Source organism: Isoptericola sp. NPDC055063 (genome assembly GCF_053608125.1).
Genome location: NZ_JBSGUW010000001.1, coordinates 249,032 through 275,918, shown reverse-complemented (window position 1 = coordinate 275,918; position 26,887 = coordinate 249,032). Strand labels below are relative to the sequence as shown.

Here is a 26,887-nt window from a genome sequence, read left to right as displayed (position 1 = left end):
GACCGGTGCCGACGGCACGAGGAGAACGCAGCATGGGACAGGTCGACACGGCGACGGGCGCGCGTACGGACGCAAGCAAGGACGGACCCACCGACAAGGAGCGGCAGGTCCGCGGGCTGGACGCCCTGGGGCGGGCGCTGCGACCGGTGGTCGACGAGCGGATGTCGGCGGCGGCGCACGGCCGCCCGTGGGTGGAGCTGTACGAGGCGAAGGAGTCGGCGCGCCTGGGCCGCCCGTACCGCGCGGACGCGGGCGACCCGCGGCTGCTGCTGCGCGTGCTGCGGTACGAGCGCGGCGTCTTCACCGAGGTCGACGCGTCGCAGCGCGCCTGGATCGACGAGCTCATCCAGGCGTCCAACCGGGCCGCCCACTCCACCACCGTGACCGGCGCGCAGGTGGATCGCGCCCTCGACACGACGGCGCTCCTCGCGGAGTCGCTCGGCCTGGACGACGTCGTCGAGCAGGTCACCGCGCTCGCCGCGCTCGGCGCCGCGCCCGACACCTCGCCCGTCGCTCCGCCCGTCAACTCCCCGGACGCCGCCGCCGCGCCGCCCGCGGCCGCCCCCGCGGACGACGTCGTCCCCGCGGCCGACGCCGCGGTCCCGTCCCCGGCACCCGCGGTCCGGGTGCCGCTCGAGACGCCGCCGCCGCGGGGCATCCGCGTGCTGACCGCGCGGGTGGGAGACCTCGACGTCGTGGTGCAGTTCCGCGAGGCGGTCAACTACGCCCTGGTGCACAACCGCGTGTCGGTGGTCGCGGGCGTCACCGTGACGCACCGGGGCACGACGGCGGTGCCCGGCGTCGTCCTCACGCTGACGATCGACCCGGTGGCCCCGCTCGGCGACCTCGCGGTGGCGGCCCCGCTGGTCATCGACGTCGGCGCGGTGGCGCCCGGCGCGCGGGTCGACGTCCCCGCCCAGCAGCGGGCGTGGCGGCTGAGCCCCGAGCCGTTCGTCGCGCTCGACGAGGCGGTGACGGTTGGCCTGCACCTCACGGTCGCGACCCCGGGCACCGTGCCGGTCCGCGACTCCGCCGACGTGCGCCTGCTCACCGCCGACGAATGGTGGGCCGTCAGCATCCCGGAGAGCCTGGCGGCGTTCGTGCGCCCCAACGACCCCGCCGTCGTCACGCTGCTCGGCGAGGCGAGCGAGTTGCTCGCGGCGCGCACGGGGTCGCCTTCGCTCGAGGGCTACCAGTCGGGCGCCGACCGGGTGCACCAGATCGCCGAGGCCGTCTACGACGCGCTCGCCGCTCGCCGCATCACGTACGTGGAGGCGCCGTCGTCGTTCGAGGGCACCGGGCAGCGCATCCGCACGCACGCCGCCGTCCTCGAGGAGCGGCGCGGCACCTGCCTCGACCTGGCCTGCACGTACGCGGCCGCGCTGGAGCAGGCGGGGTTGCACCCGGTGCTCGTCGTCGTCGACGGCCACGCGTTCACCGGCTACCTCACGGAGGAGAGCGAGCTGCCGTCGGTCACGGTGACGGAGCCGGCCGCGATCGTCACGGTGGCGGACTCCGACCTGTTCGACGCCGTCGAGACGACGGCGGTGTGCGCCTCCGAGGCGCCCCGCGGCTTCGACGAGGCGCGCGGCGCCGTACGGCACTGGTGGCGGGCGGACCTCGACCAGGTGTCCCACCTGTTCGACGTGCACGCCGCGCACCGGTATGTGCGGCCGCTGCCCGCGATCCGCACTGAGGGCGGCGTGCGGATCGTCGAGGTGGTCAGGGAGACGGTGGCCGCGCCGCTGCGCCGCGTCCCCGCGACGGCGGCGCACCCGGACCACGCCACCGGCACGCCCGTGCCGCCGCGCGTGGAGCGCTGGCAGCGGTCGCTGCTCGACATGACGTACGTGAACCCGCTCCTCAAGCTCAAGGATGCCTCCAGCCTGCCCGTGCACGTGCCCGCTGGCGGGCTGGCCCGGCTCGAGGACACCGTGTCTGCCGACCAGGACCTCACCCTCGCTCCGCACGACGAGCTCGCCGAGATCCACCGCGCCCAGGGCGCCCGCACCGCCGCCGACGTCGACCCCAGGGCGCTGCTGCGCATCCTCGACGAGGAACGCACGCTGTTCGTCGCGATCGGGCAGAAGCAGTACACGAACCGGCTGCGCACGCTCCAGCGCAAGGCGCGCGCGAGCCTCGAGGAGACCGGCACCGACACCCTCTACCTCACCCTCGGCACCCTGGAGTGGCAGGAGCCGAACGGCAAGGAGGGCCGCGCGCCCCTGTTCCTGCTGCCCGTCCGCCTCGTCGGCGGCCGGGGTGGCACGTCCTTCTCCCTCGAGCGCGACGACACCCGCACGATGGAGCCCAACTACTGCCTCGTGGAGAAGCTGCGCGTCGCGTGGGGGCTCGAGCTCCCCGAGCTGACCGACCCGGGCGAGGACGAGTCCGGCATCGACGTCGCCGGCGCGCTCGCGTCCGTGCGCACCACCCTGCTGCGCGCGAAGGCGACCACCTTCCACGTCGAGGAGACGGCGCGGCTCGCGCTGCTGCAGTTCTCCACCCTGGAGATGTGGCGCGACCTGCGGCAGAACTGGTCCCGCTTCGTCACGCGCCCCGCCGTCGAGCACCTGGTGCACACCCCCGGCCGGCCGTACGTCGACGGCATCGAGCCGCCCGAGGCCGAGCCGTCCACCGAGGCCAGCACCTACCTGCCGATCCCCGCCGACGGGTCCCAGATCGAGGCCGTGCGCTGGGCCGCCGCGGGCAAGTCGTTCATCCTCGAGGGCCCTCCCGGCACCGGGAAGTCGCAGACCATCACCAACCTGATCGCCCACTGCCTGGCCGAGGGCAAGAAGGTGCTCTTCGTCGCCGAGAAGCAGGCGGCGCTCGAAGTGGTGAAGAAGCGGCTCGACGGCGTCGGGCTCGGCGAGCTCAGCCTCGACCTGCACGGGAGGAACCAGACCGTCACGGCGGTGCGCCAGCGGATCGGCGCGGCCCTCGACCTGCAGTCCGCCGGGTCGCCCACCTGGGATGCGCTGCGCGCGAGCTACCGCACCCTCACGGAGTCCCTCGCCCGCTACCCGGGCCAGCTGCACGAGGTGGGTCCCGTCGACATGTCGGCGTGGCAGGCCCGCCAGATCCTCCTCGAGCACGAGGAGGCCACCGCCGGCACCGCCGCACGCGAGGTCGACGTGCCGCAGTCCGTCGTCATGGGGCAGGTGGCGCTCGCGGACGTGTACGACGGCGCGCGCGACCTCGGCACGGCCCTCCTCGACCTGGGTGTGGTCCCCGACCGCGCGCCCTGGCGGCTCGCCGGTCCGCCCGGGCCCGGTGCGCTCGACCGAGCCGCCGTCGGGCGCGCGCTCGCCGAGCTCACGGCGGCCGACGACGCCGTCGCGGACCCTCGGGTCCGCGCCATCACGATGCACGCCGCGACCGCACCCGAGATCGACGCCGTCGCCGCGTGGCTCGACACTGCCCGGCAGGGCACGGGCCGCGCCACTGCGGAGGCCGCGCGGCTCGTGACGCCGGCGTGGCGGGAGCAGGCGGCACGGCTGCGGGCCGACGTCGAGGCGTTCCGCGCCGCGCAGACGCCCCGGCTGCGGGGGTTCCTGCCCGGAGTCCTGGCCGCCGACCTGGACGGCGCGCTCGCCCTCGCGCGGGAGGCCGACGGGCGTCTGTTCGGCCGCAAGAAGCGGCGCCTCGCCGTCCTCGGGGGGCTCACGGCGGTGCTCCCGCCGGGAGTCGATGTGCGGTCCGCGCCGCCGTTCCCGGTCAAGGAGCTCACCGCCATCCTGCAGGACCTGGCGGCGCTGCGCTCCGAGGTCCGGGACATCGCGCAGCGCGCCGCGGCGGTGCCCGGCACGGGCGTCCCGCCCGCGTGGAACCCGCTCGACGACGCGCAGGCCGCGGCCCTGCTCCGGGTGCTGTACGGGCTGGAGGTCGCGGCGCACCTGCGCGCCATGCTCGGCGCGGCGGGTGGGGACCCCACCGCCGCGCGCGACGCCGCCGACGCCGCCACGGGCGAGCTGCTGCGCGACGCCGCGGCCGGGGGAGTCCCCGACGGGGCGGCCGTGCGCCGGCTGGGCGCGGCGTGGGCGACGTTCGTCGGCGTCCTCGGTGCCGCCCCCGACGACCTCGCCCGCTGGTTCGCGGGCCGCCCGCGCGGCGAGGCGATGGCGCAGGACCTGCCGCGCTGGACCGCCGACGCCGCGGGCGGCGCGTTCATCGCGCTGCAGCGCTGGGTCCGGGTGCGTTCCGCGCTCGCTCGGCTCGAGGGCCTCGGCGTGAGCCTCACCGACCACGTGCGCGGCGGGGCGCTGCGCGGGCCCGACGTCGAGAACCAGGTGCGCCTCGGCGTGGCGCACGCCGTCCTCGACGAACGGTTCGACTCCACCGGACTGTCAGGGTTCGACGACGCCGAACGCGACCGGCTCGTGGACCGCTTCCTGGCGACGGGCGACGACGTCCGGGAGCGGATGGCGGCCGAGCTGTCGGCCCGGATCGTGCGCGCCCGCACGTTCGACCCGAACGCGCGGGTCGGCTCGGTCGCCGAGCTGCGGCAACAGCTCGGTCGGCGCCGTGGCGGGCTCACGGTGCGCCAGTTGATGCACCGGTACGGCTCCCTGATCACCGAGATCACGCCCTGCTTCCTCATGAGCCCCACCTCGGTGGCCCGGTTCCTGCCCGCCGACGCGATCGACTTCGACGTCGTCGTCTTCGACGAGGCGTCCCAGATCCGCGTCCCGGAGGCGATCGGGGCGATGGGCCGCGGACGGTCCGTCGTCATCGTCGGCGACTCCAAGCAGATGCCGCCCACGTCGATGTTCGGCCCCGCCGCCCCGGACGATGACGACGACCTCCCGTCGGACGACGGACTGCCCGTGCCGACCGACCTCGAGTCGATCCTGTCCGAGGGAGTGGAGTCGCGACTGCCGCGCCTGCTGCTCAGCTGGCACTACCGCTCCCGGGACGAGGCGCTAATCGCGTTCTCCAACAGCCACTACTACGAGGGCCGGCTCTCCAGCTTCCCGGCGCCGCCGCCCCGTCCGGACCGTGTCCCCGCCCTCGCGCTGCGCCGCGTCGACGGTGTGTGGGAGGGCGGCGGTCGTGGGGCGGCCCGGGTCAACCGGGCCGAGGCGTCCGCCGTCGTCGCCGAGGTGCACGACCTCCTCGCCGCCGACCACGACCGCAGCCTCGGGGTCGTCACGTTCAACACGCAGCAGCGCGAGCTGATCCTCAACCTGCTCGAGGACGTGCGCACCACCGACCCGCTGGTCGAGGCCGCCCTCACCCGCGAGGAGGAGCCGCTGTTCGTCAAGAACCTCGAGAACGTGCAGGGCGACGAGCGGGACGTCGTGCTGTTCACCCTCGCGTTCGCCGCCGACGCGCGCGGCCAGGTGCCGCTCAACTGGGGGCCGCTCAGCCGGGCCGGCGGCGAGCGGCGGCTCAACGTCGCGGTCACGCGCGCCAAGGAGAAGGTCGTCGTGTTCTGCTCGTTCGAGCCGCACCAGCTCGACCTCACGGCGTCGACCTCCACCGGCCTCGCGGACCTCAAGGACTACCTCCTCGCCGCGCGCGACGGCGTCGAGTCGGCCGGCCTGCGGCGCGCCGGCGCCCGGGACCGCCACCTCGACGACGTCGCCGCCACGCTCCGCGCCGCCGGGCTCGAGGTGCGCACCGGCGTCGGGCTGTCCGACTTCACCGTCGACCTCGCGGTGCGCGCCGAGCCGGGGCTGGCCTGGGTGGCGGTCATGCTCGACGGGCCCGTGTGGGCGGCCCGGAGCAGCGTCGGGGACCGGGAGGGCCTGCCGACCGCCGTGCTCACCGGCCGCATGGGCTGGTCGCGCGTGGAGCGGATCTGGCTGCCCACGTGGGCGCGCGACCGCGAACCGGTGGTCGCCGCCGTCGTCGCCGCGGCCGCCGGGGCGCCGCCCGCCGGGCAGGAACCGACGCGCCCCGGGGCCAGTGGCGTGCACGCCCACGGCGCGCATCTCGCGCCGCCTGTCGGACCGCCGGCCGGGGCCTCGCCGCCCGCCGCCACCGCGGCCGTTCCCCCCGCGCTCGTCGATCCCGCGTCTGCCGATCCTGCGCTCGTCGCTCCTGCGGGGAGTGCGAGAGAGCCGGTGCCCGTGCGGTCGGTGCCCACGGCGCCGGTCGCCACGCCGGTCGCGAGGCCGGTCGCTGCGCCGTCCGAGGGGCCGTCAGCGACACCGTCGGCCACGTTCCGCCCCGCAGACGCGAAGGCGCGGCACGACGCCCTGCTGCTGGACGACGACGGCGCCCGAGCCCGCGCCCGGGTCCGGGCGGAGATCGCCGACGTCGTGCGGGTCGAGGGGCCGGTCCTGGCGGACCGGCTCGCGCGGGTCGTCGCGGCGCGGTTCGGGCTGACCCGGCTGCGGGAGTCGCGGCGCGTGCAGCTCGTCGGGCTGGTGCCGCGCGGGCTGGCGCGCGAGGCCGCCAACGGGGACGTCGTGGTCTGGCCCGACGGCGTGGATCCGGCCGCCTATGACATGGTCCGCGCGCCGGAGCAGGGCGCGAAGCGCGACATCGCCGACGTCCCCTACCCGGAGCTGCGGAACGCGATGGTCGCGGTGGTGCGGGCCGCGCACGGCGTGTCCGCCGCCGACGCGTTGCGCGAGACCGCGCGCACGTTCGGCGTCGTCCGCCTCGGTGCGCAGGTGCGCGACCGGCTGGAGGGGGTTCTCGCCGCCGCCGTCCGCGAGGGCGTGCTCGCCGAGCGCGGCGGGCGGGTCGTCGCGGTGTGACCGTCCCCGCCGCGCCACGGGGCGTGGGTCAGCGGCTGGGCTCTTGGGCGAGGAGGTCGGCCACGCGTCGCGCGACCTCCGGGATGTTGACGGACAGGATCGCCCACAGCAGCTCGGTGTCGACGACGTCGTACCCGTGCGCGATGACGTTGCGCGCGTCCTTGATCCGGCGCAGCTCGAGGTCGGGGTGGGCGTCGACGAACGCGCGGTCGTCGCGGTCGATGCGGCTCACGCACTCGCCGAGCCGGATGAGGAGGTCCTCGGCGGCGTAGCGCAGCATCTCGTCGGCGTCGTAGGCGTCCTTGCCGCGGTCGACCAGGCGCTCCACCGTGGCGGCATGGTCGACGAGGTCGCCCAGCCACCGTCGTGTGCGGGCGTTCACAGGGGGACGGCCTCGGCGAGGACGTCCTGGTGCTTGGCGCGCAGGCCGCGCTCGGTGACGACGTCGACGTGGACGCCGAGCAGCTCGGACAACTCCCGCGGGGTGGACACGAAGCGCCAGGCGTTCCGAGGGTCGACGTCGACGAGGAGGTCGATGTCGCTCGCGGGGGTGTCGTCGCCGCGCGCCACCGAGCCGAACACCCGCGGGTTCACGCCGCCGTTGCGGCTGATGATCGTCAGCACCTCGTCTCGCTTCTCGCGAAGCCGGTCGGACGGTCGGACCATCGCGCCGCGAATGCGCTCGATCATCGCCGGGGACACCGGCCGTTTGCCGGACTCGTACGCAGACAGGTTGGACGGCGCGATGCCGGCGAGCTCCGCCAGGCGTGCCTGCGTGAGCCCGGCCCGCTCTCGTTCGGCGCGGAGGTTCGTCATGTCCACAAGTTATCAGTGATATGCCGGCCGGGGCGGAGATGCCACGGCTCGACGTCGTCGTGCGGCGACCCTGCCGGCGTGGCCCGACACGGGCGGCGCGATACTGACGTGATGGCGACGACGGCGAACCCGGTGGAGCGGCTACGGCTGCGGCTGGGTGAGGCTCTGTTCCAGAAGGTCGCGGGCGACGACGCGCATGCGTCGCGCGACCGGATCCACCTGACGCCGGGGCCGCGGTGGTTCGCGCCGGACAGCCCGATCGGGAGGGTGCACGCGGACGCGTCGATGTTCGTGGGCGGGCTACGGGCGCTGCTGCTGCAGTCGCTGCACCCGCTGGCGATGGCGGGCGTGGCGGGCCACTCGGGCTACCGCGGCGACCCGTGGGGACGGCTGGAGCGGACGGCCACGTTCATCGCGACCACGACGTTCGGCACGGCCGACGACGCGCAGTCGACGATCGACAGGATCCGGTCGGTGCACGACCGGGTGCGGGGCAAGGCGCCCGACGGCCGCCCGTACCGCGCGGGCGACCCGCACCTGCTGACCTGGGTGCACGCCGCGGAGGCGGACTCGTTCCTCACCGCGCACCAGCGCTTCGGGGAGCGGCCGCTCACCGGCAGTGAAGCCGACGAGTACGTGGCGCAGGCGGCGCGGGTCGCGCGGGCGCTGGGCGCCGTCGTCGTGCCGGAGACGGTGGCCGACCTGCGCGCGACCATCGAGGCGTACCGACCGGAGCTGGAGGCGTCGCCCGCCGCGGTGGACACGGTGCGGTTCCTGCTGAGCGAGCCGCCCCTGCCGCGCGCCGCGCGGCCGCCGTATGCGCTGCTGGCGGCGGGCGCGGTCTCGACCCTGCCCGGCTGGGTGCGCGACGAGCTCGGCGTCGACTCCTGGTTCCGGCGCGCCCTCGGCGGGCCGGCGGGCTCGCTCGCCACCCGTGCGGTGCGGTGGGGGATGGGCACCTCCGAGCGGACCCGCGCCTACCCGCGGGCGGGCCTCCCGGCGACCGCGCCCGGCTGACGCGACGGATAGGCTGGATCGAAGCGCTTCGACACTTCGGGGGAACAGGTATGACGACAGGCCTCGCACGGCTCACGGACGAGCTGGGGCTGCTGTACGGAGGCGACTACAACCCGGAGCAGTGGGACCCCGCGGTGTGGCGGGAGGACGTCGCGCTGATGCGGCAGGCGGGGGTCAACCTCGTCACCGTCGGGGTCTTCAGCTGGTCGCACCTCGAGCCGCGGCCGGGGGAGTACCGCTTCGGCTGGCTGGACGAGGTGCTCGACCTCCTGCGCGACGCCGGCATCGCCGTCGACCTCGCCACCCCGGTCGCGTCGCCGCCGCCGTGGCTGGGCCTCCGGCACCCGGAGTCGCTCCCGACGACGGCCGACGGCACCGTGCTGAGCTACGGGTCGCGCAACCAGTTCTGCCCGTCGTCCGACGCCTACCGGTCCGCGGCGACCGCGATCGCCGAGCAGGTGGCCGCCCGCTACGCCGGGCACCCCGCCGTCCGGATGTGGCACGCGGGCAACGAGTACGGCCAGGTCTGCTTCTGCGACCGCTGCGCCGACCGGTTCCGCGACTGGCTGCGCGCCCGGTACGGCACGCTCGACGCGCTCAACGCGGCCTGGGCCACCACCGTCTGGTCGCAGGAGTACGGCGACTGGGCCGAGGTCCTGCCGCCGCGGGTCGCGCCGTACCACCGCAACCCGTCGCAGGAGCTCGACTTCCGCCGCTTCTCCTCCGACCTGCTGCTCGACCTCTACCGCGAGCAGAAGGCGGCGGTGCGGCGGCACGACCCGGACCGCCCCGTGACGACCAACCTCATGGGCTTCTTCGGCGGCGTCGACCCGCACGCCTGGCGCGGCGACCTCGACGTGATCGCCGACGACGCGTACCCCGACCCGGCGTCGCCCGACGCCCCGGCCGACGCGGCGCTCGTCAACCACCTGGCCCGCGGCCTCGCGGGCGGGGCACCGTGGCTGCGCATGGAGCAGGCGGCGAGTGCCGTGAGCTGGCGCGAGCACAACCTCACGAAGTCGCCCGCCCGGCTCCGGGCCGAGGTGCTGCAGGCGGCCGCGCACGGCTGCGACGGCGCCCTGTTCTTCCAGTGGCGCCAGGCGCGCTCCGGCCCCGAGCGCTTCCACTCGGCGATGCTGCCCCTCGCCGGGCCGGACACCGCGGTGCACGACGGCGTGCGGCGCCTCGGCGCCGAGCTGCGCGCGCTGCGCAGCCTCGCCGGGCAGCCCGTCCACCGCCGGGTCGCGCTCCTGTGGGACTGGCCGTCGTGGTGGGCGGCCACGCAGGTCGCACTGCCGACCGCGCGGCTCGACCCGCTCGCCACCCTGCAGGCGTGGCACCGCGCGCTGTGGCGGCTCGGGGTGGTCGCGGACGTCGTCGCGCCCGGCGACCCGCTGGAGGACTACGACGTGGTGCTCGCGCCGGCGCTCGCGGTGCTGGAGCAGGACGCCGCGGACCGGCTCGACGCCTACGTCACAGCGGGCGGCCACCTCGTGTGGGGGCCTTTCGGCGGGATCGCGGACGGTCTCGGCCACCTGCACGCCGGGCGGACGCCCGCGCCGCTGCGGCACGTGCTCGGCGTCTCGGCTGAGGAGTGGGTGCCGCTGCCCGACGGCGGCAGCGCCGTCGCGTGGTCCGAGGAGCGCTTCGGCGGCCTGCGCGGCACCGCCGCGGTGCTCGGCGAGCGCACCCGCTCCGACGGCGCCGCCGTGCTCGCCACCTACGACGACGGTCCGCTGGCCGGGAGCGTCGCCGTCGCGCAGCACGCCCACGGCGCGGGCGGGGCCTGGTACGTCGGGGCGGACCTCACCGGCGAGCACGGCGGCCTCGACACCGTGCTGCGGGCGGCGCTCGACGCCGCCGGCGTCCCGTACGGGGGCCAGGAGCCCGACGTCGAGACGGTGTGGCGGGGCGGCACCCTGGTCGCGATCAACCGCGCGGCCCGCTCCGCGGAGCTCGACCTCGCCGCGGCGCTCGCCGCCGGCCCGGAGCACGTGCGCGACGCGACCACCCTCGTCGACCTGCTCACCGGCGCCCGGCACGAGCTCGTGGCCGGCCCCGCCGACACGCCCGGCGCCGGGGCCACCCTGCCGCTCGCGCCCGACGACGTGGTGGTCCTGGCAGCGACCTGACCGCTGTCGTCCTGGACGCCGTGCCGGACGTGCAGGACCGGCTCGTGGCGCGGACGTCGTGACCGGGCGGGCGGGTCAGGCCCCGACGTCGCCGTCGACGTAGGACCAGCGCCCGCCCTCGCGGACGAAGCGGCTCACCTCGTGCAGGCGGCCGCGCGCGCCGGTGGCGGCGGACCGGTACTGGGCGACGAACTCGACCTCGCCGCCGTCGTCGAACGGCCCGCCCGCGTGGGTGGCGAGCACCACCAGGCGCCGCCACTCCTGGTCGTCGTCGAGCTCCAGCGACGACGGCCGGGTGCGCGGGTGCCACGTGGCGCGCAGGTACGCGGCGTCGCCGACGGCGAACGCGCTGTACCGCGAGCGCATCAGCGCCTCCGCGGTGGGGGCGGGGCGCTCGCCGCGGTGCAGCGGGCCGCAGCACGCGCCGTAGGTGTCGCCGGAGCCGCAGGGGCAGCGGTCGTCGTCGTGCACGGGACCTCCTCAGTGCGCGCCGGGCAGGCGCGGGTTGAAGCGTTCCTCGGCGAGCGCGACGAGCAGGGCGAGCGCGACGACGACGGCGCTCGCGAGCGGCACGACGCGCACGTCCACGGCCGCGACGAGCGCCGCGCCCAGGCCGGAGCCGGCCGCGATGCCCACGTTGAACATGGACGACGAGATCGCCACCCCCATGTTGGTGGAGCCGGGGGACACCAGCATCACGCGGTGCGACAGCGCGGGCGGCACGCACGAGAACGACAGGCCGAACAGCGCCAGCGACGCGACCGCGGCCACGGGCTGCTCGCCGAACGCCCACAGCGACACCAGCGCGACCGTCAGCACGGCGAGCGCCACGAGCAGCACCGCCACGGGCCGCGCGTCGATGAACCGCCCGACGATGATCGCGCCCACCACGCCGGCCGCGCCCTGCAGCAGGAGCAGGCGCGGCATGTCGGCCTGCACGAAGCCGGTGACGTCGATGAAGTACTGCGTGACGAACGTGATGACGCCGAACGCGCCGGTCAGCACCAGCCCCGTCGTAACCATCTGGAACCCGAACCGGCGCGCGCTCGGGTGCGGCGAACGGCTGGCGCCGCCCTCGGCCGGGGCGAGCGTGGGGAACAGCGCGAGGACGACGAACGTCACGACCAGCGACAGCGCCGCGACGGCCGCGAACGTCCACCGCCACGACGTGTTCTCGCCGAGCCAGGTGCCCGCGGGCACGCCGAGCACCGGCGCCAGCGAGTTGCCCAGCGCCAGGCGGGCCATCACCTTGCCGCGCACGACCGGCCGGAACAGTCCCGTCGTCGCCGGCACCACCGCCACCCAGAACAGCGCCTGCGCCGTCGCCGTCACGAGCCGCGCCACCAGGAGCTGCTCGTAGCTGGGGGCGAGCGCCGCCCACAGCGTCGCGACGGACGCGACGCCCGCGCACGCGGACAGCACCCAGCGGCGCGGGACCCGCCGCGCCCAGTGCGCCAGCGGCACGGTCGTGATCAGCACCACCAGGGCGTACCCGGTGACGAGGAGGCCGATCTCGGAGGTCGAGCGGCCCAGGTCGGGGGCCATGAGCGTGAGCAGGCCGGACGGCAGCGACTCGACGGTGACGAACAGGAACGTCGACAGCGCCATCGCGACCAGGATGATCGTGGCGCGACGCTCGTCGACGGGAGGCGTGATGGCGGACGCCTGCGCGGGGGGAAGGTTCTCTGTCATGGGGATCGAAACGATCCTAGGCGCGAGTTGTCAGGGCCAGGTGCATCGGAACGTGCTCCTCGCCCTGACAGCTCACGCCGGTGGGGTTGCGGCAGGTCGTGGGGTTCCCGATTCTCGGAGGGTGCCCACGCTTCCCGAGGTGCTGACGGACGCCGCCGGGGCGCTCTACGCGCTCGAGCCGGGCGACTTCGTCCCCGCGCGCGACGCGCGCGCGGCCGCCCTGCGCGCCGACGGCGAGGACGAGGCGGCGGACCGGGTGAAGCGGCTGCGCAAGCCGTCGACGGCGGCGTGGGTGGTGAACCTCCTGGCGCGCGCGGACGCCGAGCAGGTGGAGCAGGTCGTCGAGCTCGGCGCGGCGTTCCGCGCAGCGCAGGACGACCTCGACGGCCCCCGCCTGCGCGAGCTCACCCGGCAGCGGCGGCAGCTCGTCGCGGCCGTCGCCGCCCGGGCGCGCGCGCTCGCCGTCGAGGCTGGCACGGCGGTGTCCGGCGCGGTCCTCGCCCAGGTCGAGTCCACGCTCACCGCCGCGATGATCGACCCGGACGCCGGACGCGCGGTGCGCAGCGGCCTGTTGGTGGGCCCCCTCCAGGCCACCGGCATCGGGCGCGCCGACGTCGCCTCCGCCGTCGCCGTCCCCGACGCGCTCGGCATCGCGCCCGTCGACGACGACGCCCCGGCGCGGCACCTGCACGTCGTGCCCGACCTGCCCGGAGCCGCGAGGAAGCGCGGCCGCACGACGGCGGACGCGGCCGACGACGCCGCCCGCCGCGAGGCGCGCGAACAGGCCCAGCAGGAGCTCGCCGACGCCGAGGACGACGTCGCCGCCGCCCGCGACGCCGGCAGCACCGCCGCCGCGGAGGTGGGGCGCATCGAGGCCGTGGCCCACCGCACCGACGCCGAGCGCGACGCCGTCCGCCGTCGTCTCGCCGAGCTGGAGGAGGAGGCCGCCGCCGTCGACGCAGAGCTGCGCGGCGCCGTCGTCGCCCGCCAGCGCGCCGAGCGCACCCTCGCCGACGCCACCCGCCGCCGCGACGAGGCCGCCGCCCGCCTGCACGATCTCTGACCTGTCAGGGTGAGCGCGGGGCATGCCGCGCGCTCACCCTGACAGCTCGCGTGATCTCCGGTCAGTCGGCGGCGAGGGTGGCCGCGACGGGCGCGAGCAGCCGCCCGTCGTGGTCGAACATCGCCTGGTTCTCCCACGCGTTGCCGGAGGCCGGGTCGGCGGGGTCCCAGCCGTTGCCCTCGACGGACGTCCAGGCCGGCTCCCAGTAGACGGCGCCGAGGCCGCGGCCGCCGGGGGCGGCGGAGACCGTGTCCTGCACGGCGCGGAACGCCGCCGCCTGGCCCTGCGGCGTCGCGGGGTACCCGGCCACGAGCTGGTCGGGAGAGGAGATGACGTTCTGCCAGGCCGGAGCGTCGTCGTCGAGCGTGAACGGGTACGCGGTCTCGACCACCATGACGTCGCGGTCGTAGCGGGCGGACAGGGTGCTGACGGCGCCCTGCAGGTCGGCGAGCGAGCCGTGCCAGTAGCCGTAGTAGCTCAGCCCGACGACGTCGAACGGGACGTCACGGGCGACGGCCTCGTCGAACCACCAGGTGAGCCCGCCGATGCCGTTGTTGATGTTGGTCAGGTGCAGGATCGTCCGCGTCGACGGCGAGACGGCCTTCACCGCGTCGTGCCCGGCGGTGAGGAACCCGGCGAGGGCGTCCCACTGCGCCCCGGCGACGCCGTCGTCGGGGTCGACGTCCCACGTCTGGCCGTACGGCCACAGCATGCCGGGGTTGATCTCGTTGCCCACCTGCGCGTACGCGACGTCGACGCCCGCGTCGACGAGGGCAGTCATCACGTCGCGGGTGTGCGCGGCGAGCCGGTCGGTCATGTCGGTGATGCTCGACCCCGCCCACGCGGCCGGCACGCCCTGCTGGCCGGGATCGGTCCACCGGTCGGAGTAGTGGAAGTCGATCATGACGTCCATGCCCGCGGCCTGGACGCGCTTCGCGGTGGCGACGACGTGCATCACCTCGTTGTAGCCGTCGGCCGGGTCCACCCACACCTTGAGGCGGCCGAGGTTCATGCCGTGGTCGGCGAGGATCTCCACCGCGTCGCCGGGCGTGCCGTCGACGTCGGCGTACGTGGCGCCGTGGTCCTCGTTCTTCGCCAGGCCGGAGAGGTCGCCGCCGCGCACGTCGTGGGTCACCCGGCCGCGCTCGACGGTGACGTCGTCGACGCTCGCCCACGCGCCGCCCGCGCCGTCCGACGTCGCGACCGCGAGCGTGCAGTCGCCGCCGCGGCTCTTCGCGGAGACGGCGACGCGCACCCACGCGTCGTCCTGGAGCGTCTGCGGCAGCGTGGTGGTGCCGGACGTGCCGTCCGTGCAGGTCAGGGACAGCGTCGAGGTGTCCAGCCCGCCGGACTTCACCCAGGCGCTCGCCGTCCACCAGCCGTTGTCGACGCGGCCGAGGCGCTGCGACGTCGTGACCTCGTACGGCGCGTCCGACCAGTGCGTCAGCCGGTCGCCGGTGCGGCCCCCGGCCTCCGCCTTCGCGGCGGCGGCGTCGCCGGTGACGGACCAGCCGTCCAGGCCGGCGTCGAACCCCCGCGTTCTCCGGCTCGACGGCGGACCGGCCGCCGGGCGCGGCTCCCGCGGGTGCGGCGAGGGCGGCCGCCAGGGCGGCGGCCAGCAGGCTCGTGGTGATCGTGCGGGTGCGGTGCGACATCATCGTCCTTTCGCGTCGGGCGAGCTGTCAGGACCACGGCCACGTATTCGTGCTCCTGGCCCTGACAACTCCTTGCGGTGGTGAGTTGTCAGGACCAGGGGCACAAGAAAGTGCGTGTGGCCCTGACAACTCGCGGGTCAGAGCGGGGTGCGCAGCACGCGGGCCCCGCCGGCGGGCACGACGACGGTGCCGGCGACGTCCTCGCCCGTGAGCAGGTCGTGGCTACCGGTCGCGACGTCGGGCAGCTTGGCGTCGGCGTCGGCGTGGTTGATCGCGACCGTGAAGACGGCGTCCGCCCCGTGCCGTCGCACGACCTCGAGCTCGGCCGGCAGGCCGGCCGGCGCGATCCCGGCGTCGTCGTACACGCGCGCCATGAGGGGCGCCAGCCCGTCGACGTCCAGCCGCGTCGAGACGTACCAGCCGGTGCCCGCGCCGAGGGCGTTCCGGGTGACCGCCGCGGCGCCGGGCCGCGGGCCGCCGTCGTACGTGGCGACGACCTGCGCGCCGTCGAGCGAGAGGTCGTCGGCCCACACATCGCCCGTCAGCGTGCCGTCGGACAGCCCGACGACGCCCAGCGACTCGCCCTCGCGCAGCGGCAGGAACTCCTCGACCGTGAGCCCCAGCGCGCGGCGCAGCGGCGCGCCGTACCCGCCCTCGTGCACGCGGTCGTGCTCGTCGACGACGGCGCTGAAGTAGCTGACCAGCAGGGTGCCGCCGCCCTCGACGTACCGCGTGAGGTTGTCGGCCGCGGCCGCCGTGAGCAGGTACGACGCCGGCGCGACGACGAGGCGGTAGCCGGACAGGTCCTGCTCCGGGTGCGCCATGTCGACCGTGAGGCCGTCGCGCCACAGCCGGTCGTAGAACGCCTCGGTGCGCTCGCGGTGCGACGCGTCCACGCTGGGCCGCCATTCGAGGTCCTGCGCCCAGTGGGACTCGTAGTCCCACAGCAGCGCGACGTCGGCCCGCACGCGCGAGCCCTGCACCTCGCCGAGGCGGCCGAGCTCGGCCCCGAGCTCGCACACCTCGCGGAACACGCGGCTGCCCGTGCCGGCGTGGGGGAGCATCGCCGAGTGGAACTTCTCCGCGCCGCTGCGCGAGGCTCGCCACTGGAAGAACAGGATCCCGTCCGCGCCGCGGCCCAGGTGCGACAGGGCGTTGCGGCGCTCCTCGCCGGGGCGCTTGGCCACGTTGCGGGGCTGCCAGTTCACGGCCGAGCTGGAGTGCTCCAGCAGGAGCCACGGCTTGCCGCCGGCGACCGACCGCGTGAGGTCGGCGGCCATCGCCAGGCCCACGTGGCCGCGGGGGTCGGCGGCGGTGAGGTAGTGGTCGTCGGAGACGACGTCGACCTCGCGCGCCCACGCCCACAGGTCGGTCGACGGGCAGGCCGTCGCCATGAAGTTGGTGGTGATCGGCACGTCGGAGTGGGAGCGGATCGCGTCGCGCTCGGCCACGAAGCACTCGCGCAGCATCGCGTCGGTGAAGCGGGCGTAGTCGAGGCGCATGGCCGGGTTGGCCACGGTGGGCGTGGCCGACGGCGCGACGACGTGCTCCCACTCGCCGTAGACCTGGCCCCAGAACCGGGTGCCCCAGGCCGCGTTGAGCGCGTCGAGGGTGCCGTACCGGGCCCGCAGCCACAGGCGCCAGGCGCGCTGGGCGTGGTCGGAGTAGTCGTCGGAGACCGGTGCGCCGTACTCGTTGTGCACGTGCCACAGCACGACGGCGGGGTGCCGCCCGTAGCGCTCGGCGAGCGCGCCCGCGATGCGGGTGGCGGCGCGGCGGTACGCGGGGGAGGACGGCGCGGCGGCGCCGCGGGAGCCGAACTCCAGCACGGTGCCCTCGCGCGTCACGACGCGCGAGTCCGGGTAGGTGCGGAAGAACCACGAGGGCGGCGACGCGGTGGGCGTGCCGAGGTCGACGCGGATGCCGTTCGCGTGCAGCAGGTCGAGCAGCCGGTCGAGCCAGCCGAGGTCGAGCTCGCCCTCCCGCGGCTCGAGCAGGGCCCAGCTCCAGATGCCGACGCTCACCAGGTTGACGCCCGCCTGCCGCATGAGGTCGACGTCCTGCGCCCACGTCTCCTCCGGCCACTGCTCGGGGTTGTAGTCGCCGCCGTAGCAGATCTCGTCGACCCCGGGCAGCCAGCCCTCGAAGTCGGGGCCGGGGCGGAAGGGGGCGGGCCGGGCCCCGGTGGCCGCGTCGGAGACCGTGGCCTCGAAGGACGGGGCGCCGTGGGGCGTGGCGTCGGGCATGGGTGGCGCTCCTCGCGTCGATGCTGTGCGCGGTCACAGGCGTCGTGGCCGCGCAACGACTAGGTAACACCACGAAACCCGAAGTTGACAATCGCTCACGGCGTCCGGCTACTGTGACCGTGCACAGCCACACTGTCGTGAGTCGCCCGGTCTCCTGCCCGACGCGGCGGTGCGATGGTCCTTGACGAGGAGGAGTCATGCGCCTGTCCACAGGCACCCGGATCGCGGCCCTCGCCGCTGCCACCGCGCTGGTCGCGTCCGCCTGCTCCGGCGGCGGTGACGACGCCGGCTCGGACGGCGCGTCGGCCACGGGTCCCGTCGAGCTCACGTTCTGGACGTGGACCCCCAACATGGAGAAGGTCGTCGACCTCTGGAACGCCGACCACCCCGACATCACCGTCACGGTGAACAAGCAGGACGGCGGGGACCCGGCGGTCACCAAGCTGCTCACCGCGATCAAGGCCGGCTCGGGCGCGCCCGACATCATGCAGGCCGAGTACCAGAAGATCCCGCAGCTCGTGTCCTCGGACGCGCTCGCGGACCTCTCCGGCTCTCTCGGCGAGGACGTCGCCGACCACTTCGCCGACGGCGTCTGGAACGCCGTCACGCTCGGGTCGGACGCCGTCTACGCGGTGCCGCAGGACTCCGGGCCCATGCAGTTCTACTACCGGGCCGACATCTTCGAGAAGCTCGGCATCGACGTCCCCACCACCTGGGACGAGTACGCGGACGCCGCACGGAAGGTGCACGAGGCCGACCCGAAGGCCTACCTCGGCACGTTCTCCGCGAACGACGCCGGCTGGTTCGCCGGGCTCACCCAGCAGGCGGGCGCGTCCTGGTACGGGATCGACGGCGACGCCTGGTCCGTGGACATCGACTCCGACGCCACGACCAAGGTCGCCGAGTACTGGGGCGGCCTGGTCGAGGAGGGCGCCATCGACAACAAGCCGATGTACACCCCCGAGTGGAACGCCGGCCTCAACGACGGCACCCAGGTGGGCTGGCTGTCCGCGATCTGGGCCCCGGGGGTCCTCGAGGGCAACGCCGCCGACACGGCCGGGAAGTGGAAGATGGCGCCCATGCCCCAGTGGGACGCGGCCTCGCCCGCGACCGGCGCCTGGGGCGGCTCGGCGACCGCCGTGACGTCGCAGTCGACGCACCCGGAGCAGGCCGCCGAGTTCATCACGTGGCTCAACACCGACCCGGAGGCCGTGCAGGCGCTCGTCGACGAGACCGGGATCTATCCGGCCGACGTCCCCGCGAGCAGCACCGTGCTCACCGACCCGCCGGAGTTCTTCTCGAACCAGCCGGACTTCTACGGGATCGCGGCGCAGACGGCGCAGACCGTGCAGCCGTTCACGTACGGGCCGAACATCAACGTCGCCTACTCCGCGTACAACGACGAGTTCGCGAAGGCGACCAAGGCCAAGAAGGCCGGCGCGTTCGTCGACGCCGTCGGCGCGATGCAGAAGGTCACGCTCGACGACCTGAAGAACCAGGGCTTCACCGTCGACGAGTGACGCCGCGGGCCGCCCGGGCCGGTCTCAGCACCCCGGGCGGCCCACGCGTTCGCTCCGTCCCGTACCCACCCGGTCCCGCATCCACCCGGTCCCGCACCCACCCGGTCCCGCACCCACCCGGTCCCGCACCCACGAGGGAAAGCAGAGATGACCACGTCCACCGTCGCGCCGCCGGGCGGCCGCACCGCACCGCCGCCGGTCCGCACCACCGGCCCGAGCACGTCCGGCCGCCGCCGGCTCGCGCCGTGGGGTTTCCTCGCGCCGGCGATCGTGCTGTTCGTCCTCTTCCTCGCGCTGCCGATCGGGTACGCCGTGTACCTGTCGTTCCGCACGGAGAAGGTGAGCGGGCTGGGGCTGGGATCCGGCTCGCGCACCGAGGTGTGGGCGGGGCTGTCCAACTACGCGTCCGCGCTGGGCGACCCGGAGTTCCTCGCGTCCGTCGGCCGCGTCGCGCTGTACGGCGTGCTCGTCGTGCCCACGATGCTCGGCCTGGCGCTGCTGTTCGCGCTGCTGCTCGACTCCCGCCGGGCGCGGGCGCGCACGTTCTCGCGGACGTCGATCTTCCTGCCGTACGCGGTGCCCGCGGTGATCTCGTCGCTGCTGTGGGGCTTCCTCTACCTGCCCGGCGTCAGTCCGTTCTACGACCTGTTCGACGCGCTCGGCTGGGACGTGCCTTCGCTGTTCGAGGGCGACCTGGTGATGTTCGCCGTCGCGAACATCGCGGTCTGGGGCGGCACCGGCTTCAACATGATCGTCATCTACACGGCGCTCAAGGCGGTGCCGTCGGAGCTGTACGAGGCCGCCGAGCTCGACGGCGCGTCGCAGGTGGCGGTGGCGTGGCGGATCAAGATCCCGATCGTCACGCCGTCGATCATCATGACCGCCGTCTTCTCGATGATCGCGACGCTCCAGGTGTTCGCCGAGCCCACCACGCTGCGGCCGCTGAGCAACTCGATCTCGACCACCTGGACCCCGCTGATGAAGGTCTACCGCGACGCGTTCACGCGCGGCGACCTGTACTCGGCCGCCGCGACGTCGGTGATCATCGCCGCCGCGACCTTCGTGCTCTCGTTCGGCTTCCTGCGGCTCGTGCAGGCCCGCGCCTTCGGCCAGGAGAAGTGACATGACGACGCTGACCAGCCCGCTGTCCGCCGGCACGCCCGCGGCGCCCGACGCGCGACGCCGCTCCGGCAGCACGCGCCGCACCTGGCGCGGCGCCGGCGCGCGCCCCTCGCCGGTGGCCACGGCCGTGCTGCTGCTGGGCGCCCTGTACTGCCTGCTGCCCGTCGTGTGGGTGGTGGTGGCCTCGACGAAGTCAGGGTCCGAGCTGTTCTCCACCTTCACGTTCGCGCCCTCCTCCCACCTCGCCGAGAACGTCGCCGACCTCGCCGCCTACCGCGACGGCCTCTTCTGGCGCTGGATGCTCAACACCGCCCTGTACGCGGGGGTGGGGGCCGTGCTGTCCACCCTGGTGTCGGCCATGGCCGGGTACGGCCTCGCGAAATACTCCTTCGCCGGCAAGAACGCCGTCTTCAACGTGCTGCTGGCCGGGGTGCTGGTGCCCGCCATCGTGCTCGCCATCCCGCAGTACCTGCTGCTGGCCGAGCTCCACCTCACCAACACCTACTGGTCGGTGCTGCTGCCCAGCATCATCAGCCCGTACGGCATCTACCTGGCCCGGATCTACGCGGCCGCCGCCGTGCCCGACGAGGTGGTCGAGGCCGCCCGCACCGACGGCGCGAGCGAGTCGCGCACCTTCTTCCAGGTGGCGGTGCCCATGCTCGTGCCCGGCCTGGTGACGGTGTTCCTGTTCCAGTTCGTCGCGATCTGGAACAACTTCATGCTGCCGTACATCATGCTCGGCGACGACAAGCTCTTCCCGATCACCGTCGGCCTGTCCGGCCTGCTCAACCAGGGCGCCAGCCAGCCCGCCATGTACACCCTGGTGATCACGGGCGCGCTGCTGTCGATCCTCCCGCTCGTGGCGCTGTTCTTCGCCCTGCAGCGGTTCTGGCAGGTGGACCTCGCCGCCGGCGCGGTGAAGTCGTGACCGATCGTCCTCGGCCGGCGCGGGCCGGCGCGGCTCGGCCGAGCTCGGCTCGGCCAGATTCGGCTCGGCCAGACTCGATGCGGGCAGGTTCGACGCGGGCGAGGTCGACACAGGTCAATACACTCACCGACGTGGAGGGAACGGGTGGGCACGGGGCCGACGACGGCAGGGCGAAGCGCCCCACGATCCGCGACGTCGCGGCCGTGGCGGGGGTCTCGCGCGGCACCGTCTCGCGGGTCATCAACGGCGGGCACTGGGTGTCCCCCGACGCGCGCACCGCGGTGGAGGAGGCGATCCGCACCACCGGTTACCGCGCCAACCCGCACGCGCGCTCCCTGGTGACGGGGCGGGCCAACTCGGTCGCGTTCCTCCTCACCGAGGAGCAGCACCTGCTGTTCGAGGACCCCAACTTCTCCCTGCTGCTGCGCGGCGCCACCCACGCCGCCGCCGAGCGGGAGATGCCCATGGTGCTGCTCGTCGCCGGCACGCCGGAGGAGCGGCGCCGCGTGGCCCAGTACCTGGAGGCCGGCCACGTGGACGGGGTGCTGCTGATCAGCTCCCACCGGGGCAACCCGATGATGGGGGAGCTGCTGCGGCACGAGATCCCCACCGTGGCGTGCGGCGTCCCGCTCGGCTACGAGGGGAAGGTCGGCTACGTCGCCGCCGACGACCGCTCCGGCGGCCGCACCATGACGCAGCACCTGTGGGACTCGGGCCGGCGGCGCATCGCCACCATCACCGGCCCCTTGGACACCCCGGGCGGCGTGCTGCGGCTGGAGGGCTACCGCGACGTGCTCGGTGACGCCTACGACCCCGAGCTCGTCGCGCACGGCGACTACTCCCGGGAGAGCGGCCGCCTCGCGATGGCGGAGCTCCTCGAGCGCCGGCCCGACGTCGACGCCGTGTTCGTGCACTCCGACCTCATGGCCGCCGGGGCGCTCGTCGCGCTGCAGGCCGCCGGGCGTTCCGTACCCGACGAGGTCGCCGTCGGCGGATTCGACGACTCCGGCGTCGCCGCCCAGCTGCACCCGCCGCTGACCACGATGCGCCAGCCGTACGAGCGCATCAGCGCCGAGATGGTGCGACTGCTGCTCGAGGTGGTCGACGGCCAGGAGCCCGCTGCGATCACGCTGCCCACCTCGCTCGTGGTGCGCGAGTCGGCCTGAGCCCCGCGCGCACGGTGACGCGGCCATCCTCCCGGGTCCGTCCGGGCTCACGGGTCGTTCCTCCGGGCGCACCGGTCAGTCCCACCAGGCGCGGTACCAGGGGTCGCCGTCGGCCTCCTCCGCCACCGCGGACCAGGGATCGGGACGTCCGGGCCCCCACCACGGGGTGATCTCGTCGGGCGGCGCGTGCATGTCGTCCACGCCGAGGGCGACCAGCGTCGCCATGACGTCGGTGCACTCGCACCCGTCCTCGTGCCGGCGGTCGATCCGCAGGGCACGGTCGGCGCGCAGCAGCACCGCGGTCACGGTGATCCGCTCGTCGCAGCGCAGCGGGCCCACGACGTACCCCTGCGCGCGCACGCGGTCCGGGTGCCGCACGACCGCTCGGAGCACCGCGCCCAACGTGGGGCCGAGGTTCTGCCGTTCCGTGGCGAGCTCCTCCTCGTCCAGGCGGTCGAGGAGGCCGGCCGCGGTGCGGGCGTCGAGCTCCGCGAACGGGTAGTACCCCGGCGCCGCGTTCGGCGCGAGGACGGGCTGGAGCAGCACGTCGAGGCCGTCGTCCAGCAGCCGGCCGTGCCTGCCGGAGCAGCCGACGCCCGGGCCGTCGTCGTGCGGTGCGCCCGGCCGGGTGGCCTGGTCCCGCTCGCGGGTCCACGCGGTGCTCAGGTCGACGAGGTCGGGCGGCGTGAACCGCGCCGCGGGCCACGCGGCCCATTCGGGCGGCCCGGCGTGCGGCCCGGGGGTCGGGCCCGGCGTGGGTGGGGTGGGGGGCAGCGTCGTCACGGGCACGGCGGGCTCCTTCGGTCGGGTGGGCCGCCCGGCCGGGCGTCCGACGTCGAGCCTGGCGCCGGGCCGCCGGCCGTGAGGGGTGACGACGGCGATCTGTGGACGGACCGAGCCTGGGGGCAGCCTCGTGGCCCCGGAACGGTGCGGCGGCGTCGTGCCTGGTCACGGTCGATGATTTTCGGGCTGGTGCAGTGTCTGACCCACAGCACAGGATGGACCCACACCAGCCGGCCACGGAGGCCCCACCATGAGCGAGCTCACCACCCACACCCTGGACGTGCCCGGCGCCGTCCTCACCTACGACGTCCGGCTGCCGGCGCAGCCCGGCGGGAACCGCCCGGTCTTCGTGCTCGGCTCGCCGATGGCGGCGTCCGGCTTCGAGCAGCTCGCCGATCTGCTCGACGACCGCGCCGTCATCACGTACGACCCGCGCGGCACCGAGCGCAGCACGCTCGCCGCCGACGGCGAGGTCTCCGTGGAGATCCACGCCGACGACTTCCACCGGGTGCTGCAGGCGGCGCGCGCGCTGGTCGGCGACGGACCGGTCGACGTGTTCGCGTCCAGCGGCGGCGCCGTCAACGTGCTGTCGTGGATCGCCCGGCACCCCGACGAGCTCGCCACGGTCGTCGCGCACGAGCCCCCGCTCTGGGACCTGCTCGAGGATCGCGACCTGCAGCGCCGGGCCACGCAGGACATCGTCGAGACGTACCAGCGCGACGGGTTCGGGCCGGCGATGGCGAAGTTCATCCAGCTCTCCATGCAGGACGCGCCGCTGACCGACGACTACTTCTCCCAGCCCGCTCCCGACCCGGCCATGTTCGGCATGCCGACCGAGGACGACGGGTCGCGCGACGACCTCCTGCTGAACGGCAACATGAAGTCGTTGCCCTGGTTCTCGCCGGACCTCGACGCGCTGCGCGCCACCACCGTGCGGCTCGTCCCGGCGGTCGGCGAGGCGGGTCCCGGCACGATGCCGCGTCGAGGCGGCGAGGCACTGGCCGCGGAGCTCGGCCTGGACGTCGTCGTCTTCCCCGGCGACCACGGCGGCTTCACCGTGAACGAGTGGTCGCCGAACAACGACCCGGCGGCGTTCGCGGCCCGCCTGCGCGAGGTGCTGGCGGGCTGAGCGCCGGTCAGACCCGGACGCCGGCGTCCCGGCCGATCCGTTCCAGCCCCGCGATGCCCGCGGGGGCGTGCTCGAGGTACCGGGCCACTGCGGCGCGCACCTCGGGCCGCCCCGCGGCCTCCGGCGGCACCCGGGCAGGGTTGAGCGGGACGGAGTGGGCCCACGCGGCGACGTCCGGGTCGGCCATGAACGTCGCGGCCGACCGGGCTCCGCGGCCCTGGAACGCGGCCCAGTCGTCCGGGGTGTTCCAGAACGGGGTCGGCAGGCACAACCGGTTCTTCTCCGCGTCCGGCCGGTCGCGGCGGGTGGCCTCGACATAGCCGACGAGGGCCCCGCAGAACGGCGGGAAGCCCGCGCGCACGGGCTGCAGCGTGAGGTGCTCGCCCCAGATCGGCACGGCGGGGCGCTGCCGCAGGCCGTGCGCCGCGCAGTGCACCACGACCGCGTCCCGGGGCACGGTGACCTCGCCGTCGTCGAGCACCAGCCGACCGGGCGTGGCCCGGCGCAGGTGGCCCTGTCGCACGACGTGCTCCACCGACCGCAGCAGGTCGAGCTCCCAGCGACCCAGCGTCGGGGTGCGCGCCATGCTCGGCACCACCGTCGGGTCGATCCGCGTCATGATCCCCGCGTCCTCGAGGCGCAGGAAGAGGTCGTCGGCCGAGGTGGCGTCGGCGGCCACGGCCATGAGGGTGGCCGCCATGCCGAGGAAGACCACCGGGTCCGGCTGGATCACGGCGCGGTCGAACATCCACGGCTCGCGCGGGCGCACCCAGTGGATCGCGCCCGGGTCCACGCCGTGACCGAGCAGCCAGACGACGGTGTCCGTCGCCGTCTTGCCCGATCCGACGACGACGAACGCGGCGGCGTCGTCGGCGACGTCCGGCACGCTGCCGGCGGGCACGACGTGCACGCCGTCGTCGACGGCGAAGGGGGGCGGGGTGAGGGCGGGGATCGTCGGCGAGAGGTAGCGCGCGTCCACGACTCGGCGGCGCACCCGGACCTCGACCTCCCGGCCGGTGGCGAGGTCGAGGACCTGCCCGTCGCGGTACTCGTGGCCGCCGAGCAGCTCCACGCGCCCGGTCGGCAGCAACCGCTCCGCGAGCACCGTGGCGTAGTAGGCGCAGATCTCCGCGCCGGTGGCGCGCTCGTGCAGCCCGCGCTCCGGCCCGGACTCCTGCACGCGGCCGGTGCCGAGGAGCGTGGACGCGACGCCGTACAGCTGCGACGCCTGGTGGAGCCGCACGAACGGGTAGGCGTCGACCCAGTGCCCGCCCGGGGCCGTACGACGGTCGACGAGCGTCGTGCGCGCGGTCGGGTCGTGGTCGACCAGCGCGTCGACGAACGCCATCCCGGCCGCCCCGGCGCCGACGACCAGGTAGTCGGTCTCGACCGAGCGGGCCATGCTTCCAGTGACCCACCGGGCGGGGTGCCGGTCAACGCCCGCCGGGGGTGATCTCCGCCCACCGGCACACCTCTTGCGGTTGACGCGACGTCAATCTCTACGGTCGAGGCATGAACCGCTCCATCCAGGACGTGGCCCGCCTCGCGGGCGTCAGCAGCCGCACCCTGCGGCACTACGACCAGATCGGCCTGCTGCCGCCGTCGGGGACCGGGGCCGGCGGGCTGCGCCACTACGACGCGGCCGCCGTCGTGCGGCTGCAGCGCATCCTGCTGCTGCGCGATCTCGGCCTGCCCCTGACCGACATCGGCCGGGTGCTCGACGAGCAGGCGGACGAGGCCCGCGCCCTGCGTCGCCACCTCGGCCAGCTGCGCGCCGAGCAGGACCGCCTGTCGAGGCAGATCGCGTCCGTGGAGCGGACCGTGACCGCGATCGAGAAGGGAGAACAGCTCATGGCCGAGGACATGCTCGACGGCTTCGACCACACGCAGCACGAGGAGGAGGTGACCGAGCGCTGGGGTGCCGACGCGTACGCGACGAGCGACGCGTGGTGGCGCGGGCTCGGCGCCGAGAAGCAGAAGGAGTGGCAGGCGCGCACGAAGGAGCTCTCCGCGGCGTGGACCGAGGCGGCGAGCCGCGGCGTCGACCCGACGTCCGAGGAGGCGCAGGCGCTCGCCGCCCGGCACGCCGCCTGGCTCGGCGGCATCCCGGGCACGCCCGGCGCCGAGCGGGGGCGCCCGACGAAGGAGTACGTCGTCGGGCTGGCCGAGATGTACGTGGCCGACCCCAGGTTCGCGAAGAACTACGGCGGCACCGAGGGCGCGACGTTCGTGCGCGACGCCCTCGTCGCCTACGCGGACCGCGAGCTCTGACCCACCCTGCGAGTTGTCAGGGCCACGAGCGGGTATACGTGCGCGTGGTCCTGACAACTTTGCGGGTGGGAGGATGCCCCGGTGAGCGACGACTGGGCGGCGCAGCGCACGGAGGCGGCGCGCGTGCAGGCGGAGCGCCTGCGCGCGCGGCAGGACGCCGAGCACGGGCAGGCCGAGGCGCTGCTGCAGGAGTTCGTCCGCGCGGCGGCCGACAGCGGGCTGGAACCCGAGAACCTGCAGGTCAAGGGCTACGGCGGCCGCGGGACGGCGCGCACGTCGCTGCGCGGCTGGTACCTGCGCCAGGACCGCACCGCCGGCGTCACGACCGACGGCACCTTCTACGTGCTCACCGCCCCGCTGACGCTGGTCGACCGGGTGCGGGGCGCGCGGATCGAGCCGGAGCGGCCGCCGCTGGTGCTCGGCGCGGGCGGCAAGGACGGCAGCTCCATCGACCTCGTCGACGCGCTCGAACGGCTGCTCCCCGGCTGGCGGGGCACGTCGACGTAGCGGAGGGGTGGGCGTTCTCGCCAAGAGCAAAAACCACCCCCCCGCCCCCCATGCCGCATTCCCCCCCCGCCCCCCGAAACCCCACACCCCACCAACACGAAGGGTTCCCCCCACCCCCCCCCCTCCC

General features: G+C 74.8%; 19 protein-coding genes. 11 read left to right on the top strand and 8 right to left on the bottom strand.

What is annotated here, in order from left to right; all coding sequences use genetic code 11:
- The first annotated feature begins 32 nt into the window (after positions 1–32).
- Complete coding sequence (locus ACWF41_RS01220; protein WP_380317752.1) at positions 33–6,713, top strand: DUF3320 domain-containing protein; 6,681 nt, start codon at positions 33–35, stop codon at positions 6,711–6,713.
- Between the two features lie 28 nt (positions 6,714–6,741).
- On the opposite strand, the gene ACWF41_RS01215 is transcribed toward ACWF41_RS01220, so the two are convergent.
- On the bottom strand, positions 6,742–7,095 hold the full coding sequence (locus ACWF41_RS01215) for a HepT-like ribonuclease domain-containing protein (protein WP_380317755.1): 354 nt from the start codon (positions 7,093–7,095) through the stop codon (positions 6,742–6,744).
- Positions 7,092–7,529: a helix-turn-helix domain-containing protein gene (locus ACWF41_RS01210; protein ID WP_380317758.1), complete on the bottom strand. Its 438-nt coding sequence runs from the start codon at positions 7,527–7,529 to the stop codon at positions 7,092–7,094. The genes ACWF41_RS01215 and ACWF41_RS01210 overlap by 4 nt, the downstream gene beginning before the upstream one ends.
- A 111-nt stretch (positions 7,530–7,640) precedes the next feature.
- Between ACWF41_RS01210 and ACWF41_RS01205 the strand changes: the two genes are divergently transcribed.
- Positions 7,641–8,546 carry an oxygenase MpaB family protein gene (locus tag ACWF41_RS01205; RefSeq protein WP_380317761.1) on the top strand — a complete coding sequence of 302 codons (906 nt, stop codon included), beginning with the start codon at positions 7,641–7,643 and terminating at the stop codon, positions 8,544–8,546.
- Between the two features lie 50 nt (positions 8,547–8,596).
- Positions 8,597–10,678 (top strand): beta-galactosidase, encoded by a 2,082-nt coding sequence (locus ACWF41_RS01200; RefSeq protein ID WP_380317764.1) that lies wholly within the window; start codon positions 8,597–8,599, stop codon positions 10,676–10,678.
- A gap of 75 nt (positions 10,679–10,753) precedes the next feature.
- On the opposite strand, the gene ACWF41_RS01195 is transcribed toward ACWF41_RS01200, so the two are convergent.
- Complete coding sequence (locus tag ACWF41_RS01195; protein WP_380317766.1) at positions 10,754–11,149, bottom strand: YchJ family protein; 396 nt, start codon at positions 11,147–11,149, stop codon at positions 10,754–10,756.
- A gap of 9 nt (positions 11,150–11,158) precedes the next feature.
- The gene (locus ACWF41_RS01190; protein ID WP_380317769.1) at positions 11,159–12,370 is read right to left on the bottom strand and encodes an MFS transporter; all 1,212 of its coding nucleotides are present in this window, start codon (positions 12,368–12,370) and stop codon (positions 11,159–11,161) included.
- 121 nt (positions 12,371–12,491) lie between these two features.
- Here ACWF41_RS01190 and ACWF41_RS01185 point away from each other — a divergent pair, with 121 nt between their 5' ends.
- Positions 12,492–13,433 (top strand): hypothetical protein, encoded by a 942-nt coding sequence (locus ACWF41_RS01185; RefSeq protein ID WP_380317772.1) that lies wholly within the window; start codon positions 12,492–12,494, stop codon positions 13,431–13,433.
- A gap of 61 nt (positions 13,434–13,494) precedes the next feature.
- On the opposite strand, the gene ACWF41_RS01180 is transcribed toward ACWF41_RS01185, so the two are convergent.
- Positions 13,495–14,790, bottom strand: a complete 1,296-nt coding sequence (locus tag ACWF41_RS01180; protein WP_380317775.1) for a glycoside hydrolase family 53 protein — start codon at positions 14,788–14,790, stop codon at positions 13,495–13,497.
- A 435-nt stretch (positions 14,791–15,225) separates the two neighbouring features.
- Positions 15,226–17,334 carry a beta-galactosidase gene (locus ACWF41_RS01175; protein WP_380317778.1) on the bottom strand — a complete coding sequence of 703 codons (2,109 nt, stop codon included), beginning with the start codon at positions 17,332–17,334 and terminating at the stop codon, positions 15,226–15,228.
- Between the two features lie 197 nt (positions 17,335–17,531).
- On the opposite strand from ACWF41_RS01175, the gene ACWF41_RS01170 reads away from it, so the two are divergent.
- From ACWF41_RS01170 to ACWF41_RS01155, 4 genes are all read left to right on the top strand, one after another.
- The gene (locus ACWF41_RS01170) at positions 17,532–18,854 is read left to right on the top strand and encodes an ABC transporter substrate-binding protein (RefSeq protein WP_380317781.1); all 1,323 of its coding nucleotides are present in this window, start codon (positions 17,532–17,534) and stop codon (positions 18,852–18,854) included.
- Between the two features lie 147 nt (positions 18,855–19,001).
- Positions 19,002–19,976, top strand: coding sequence for a carbohydrate ABC transporter permease (locus ACWF41_RS01165; protein ID WP_380317784.1), 975 nt, complete (start codon positions 19,002–19,004; stop codon positions 19,974–19,976).
- 1 nt (position 19,977) lies between these two features.
- Positions 19,978–20,904, top strand: coding sequence for a carbohydrate ABC transporter permease (locus ACWF41_RS01160; RefSeq protein ID WP_380317787.1), 927 nt, complete (start codon positions 19,978–19,980; stop codon positions 20,902–20,904).
- 131 nt (positions 20,905–21,035) lie between these two features.
- The gene (locus ACWF41_RS01155; protein WP_380317790.1) at positions 21,036–22,070 is read left to right on the top strand and encodes a LacI family DNA-binding transcriptional regulator; all 1,035 of its coding nucleotides are present in this window, start codon (positions 21,036–21,038) and stop codon (positions 22,068–22,070) included.
- Between the two features lie 75 nt (positions 22,071–22,145).
- On the opposite strand, the gene ACWF41_RS01150 is transcribed toward ACWF41_RS01155, so the two are convergent.
- Positions 22,146–22,859 (bottom strand): hypothetical protein, encoded by a 714-nt coding sequence (locus tag ACWF41_RS01150; RefSeq protein WP_380317792.1) that lies wholly within the window; start codon positions 22,857–22,859, stop codon positions 22,146–22,148.
- 244 nt (positions 22,860–23,103) lie between these two features.
- Between ACWF41_RS01150 and ACWF41_RS01145 the strand changes: the two genes are divergently transcribed.
- Positions 23,104–23,982 (top strand): alpha/beta fold hydrolase, encoded by an 879-nt coding sequence (locus ACWF41_RS01145; protein WP_380317795.1) that lies wholly within the window; start codon positions 23,104–23,106, stop codon positions 23,980–23,982.
- Between the two features lie 7 nt (positions 23,983–23,989).
- Here ACWF41_RS01145 and ACWF41_RS01140 read toward each other — a convergent pair whose 3' ends face one another.
- A complete protein-coding gene (locus ACWF41_RS01140) occupies positions 23,990–25,384 on the bottom strand; it encodes a pyridine nucleotide-disulfide oxidoreductase (protein ID WP_380317798.1) in 1,395 nt (464 codons plus the stop codon).
- Between the two features lie 110 nt (positions 25,385–25,494).
- Between ACWF41_RS01140 and ACWF41_RS01135 the strand changes: the two genes are divergently transcribed.
- Positions 25,495–26,253, top strand: a complete 759-nt coding sequence (locus tag ACWF41_RS01135) for a MerR family transcriptional regulator (RefSeq protein ID WP_380317801.1) — start codon at positions 25,495–25,497, stop codon at positions 26,251–26,253.
- Positions 26,254–26,334: 81 nt separating this feature from the next.
- The gene (locus tag ACWF41_RS01130) at positions 26,335–26,760 is read left to right on the top strand and encodes a hypothetical protein (protein ID WP_380317804.1); all 426 of its coding nucleotides are present in this window, start codon (positions 26,335–26,337) and stop codon (positions 26,758–26,760) included.
- The last annotated feature ends 127 nt before the right edge of the window (positions 26,761–26,887 follow it).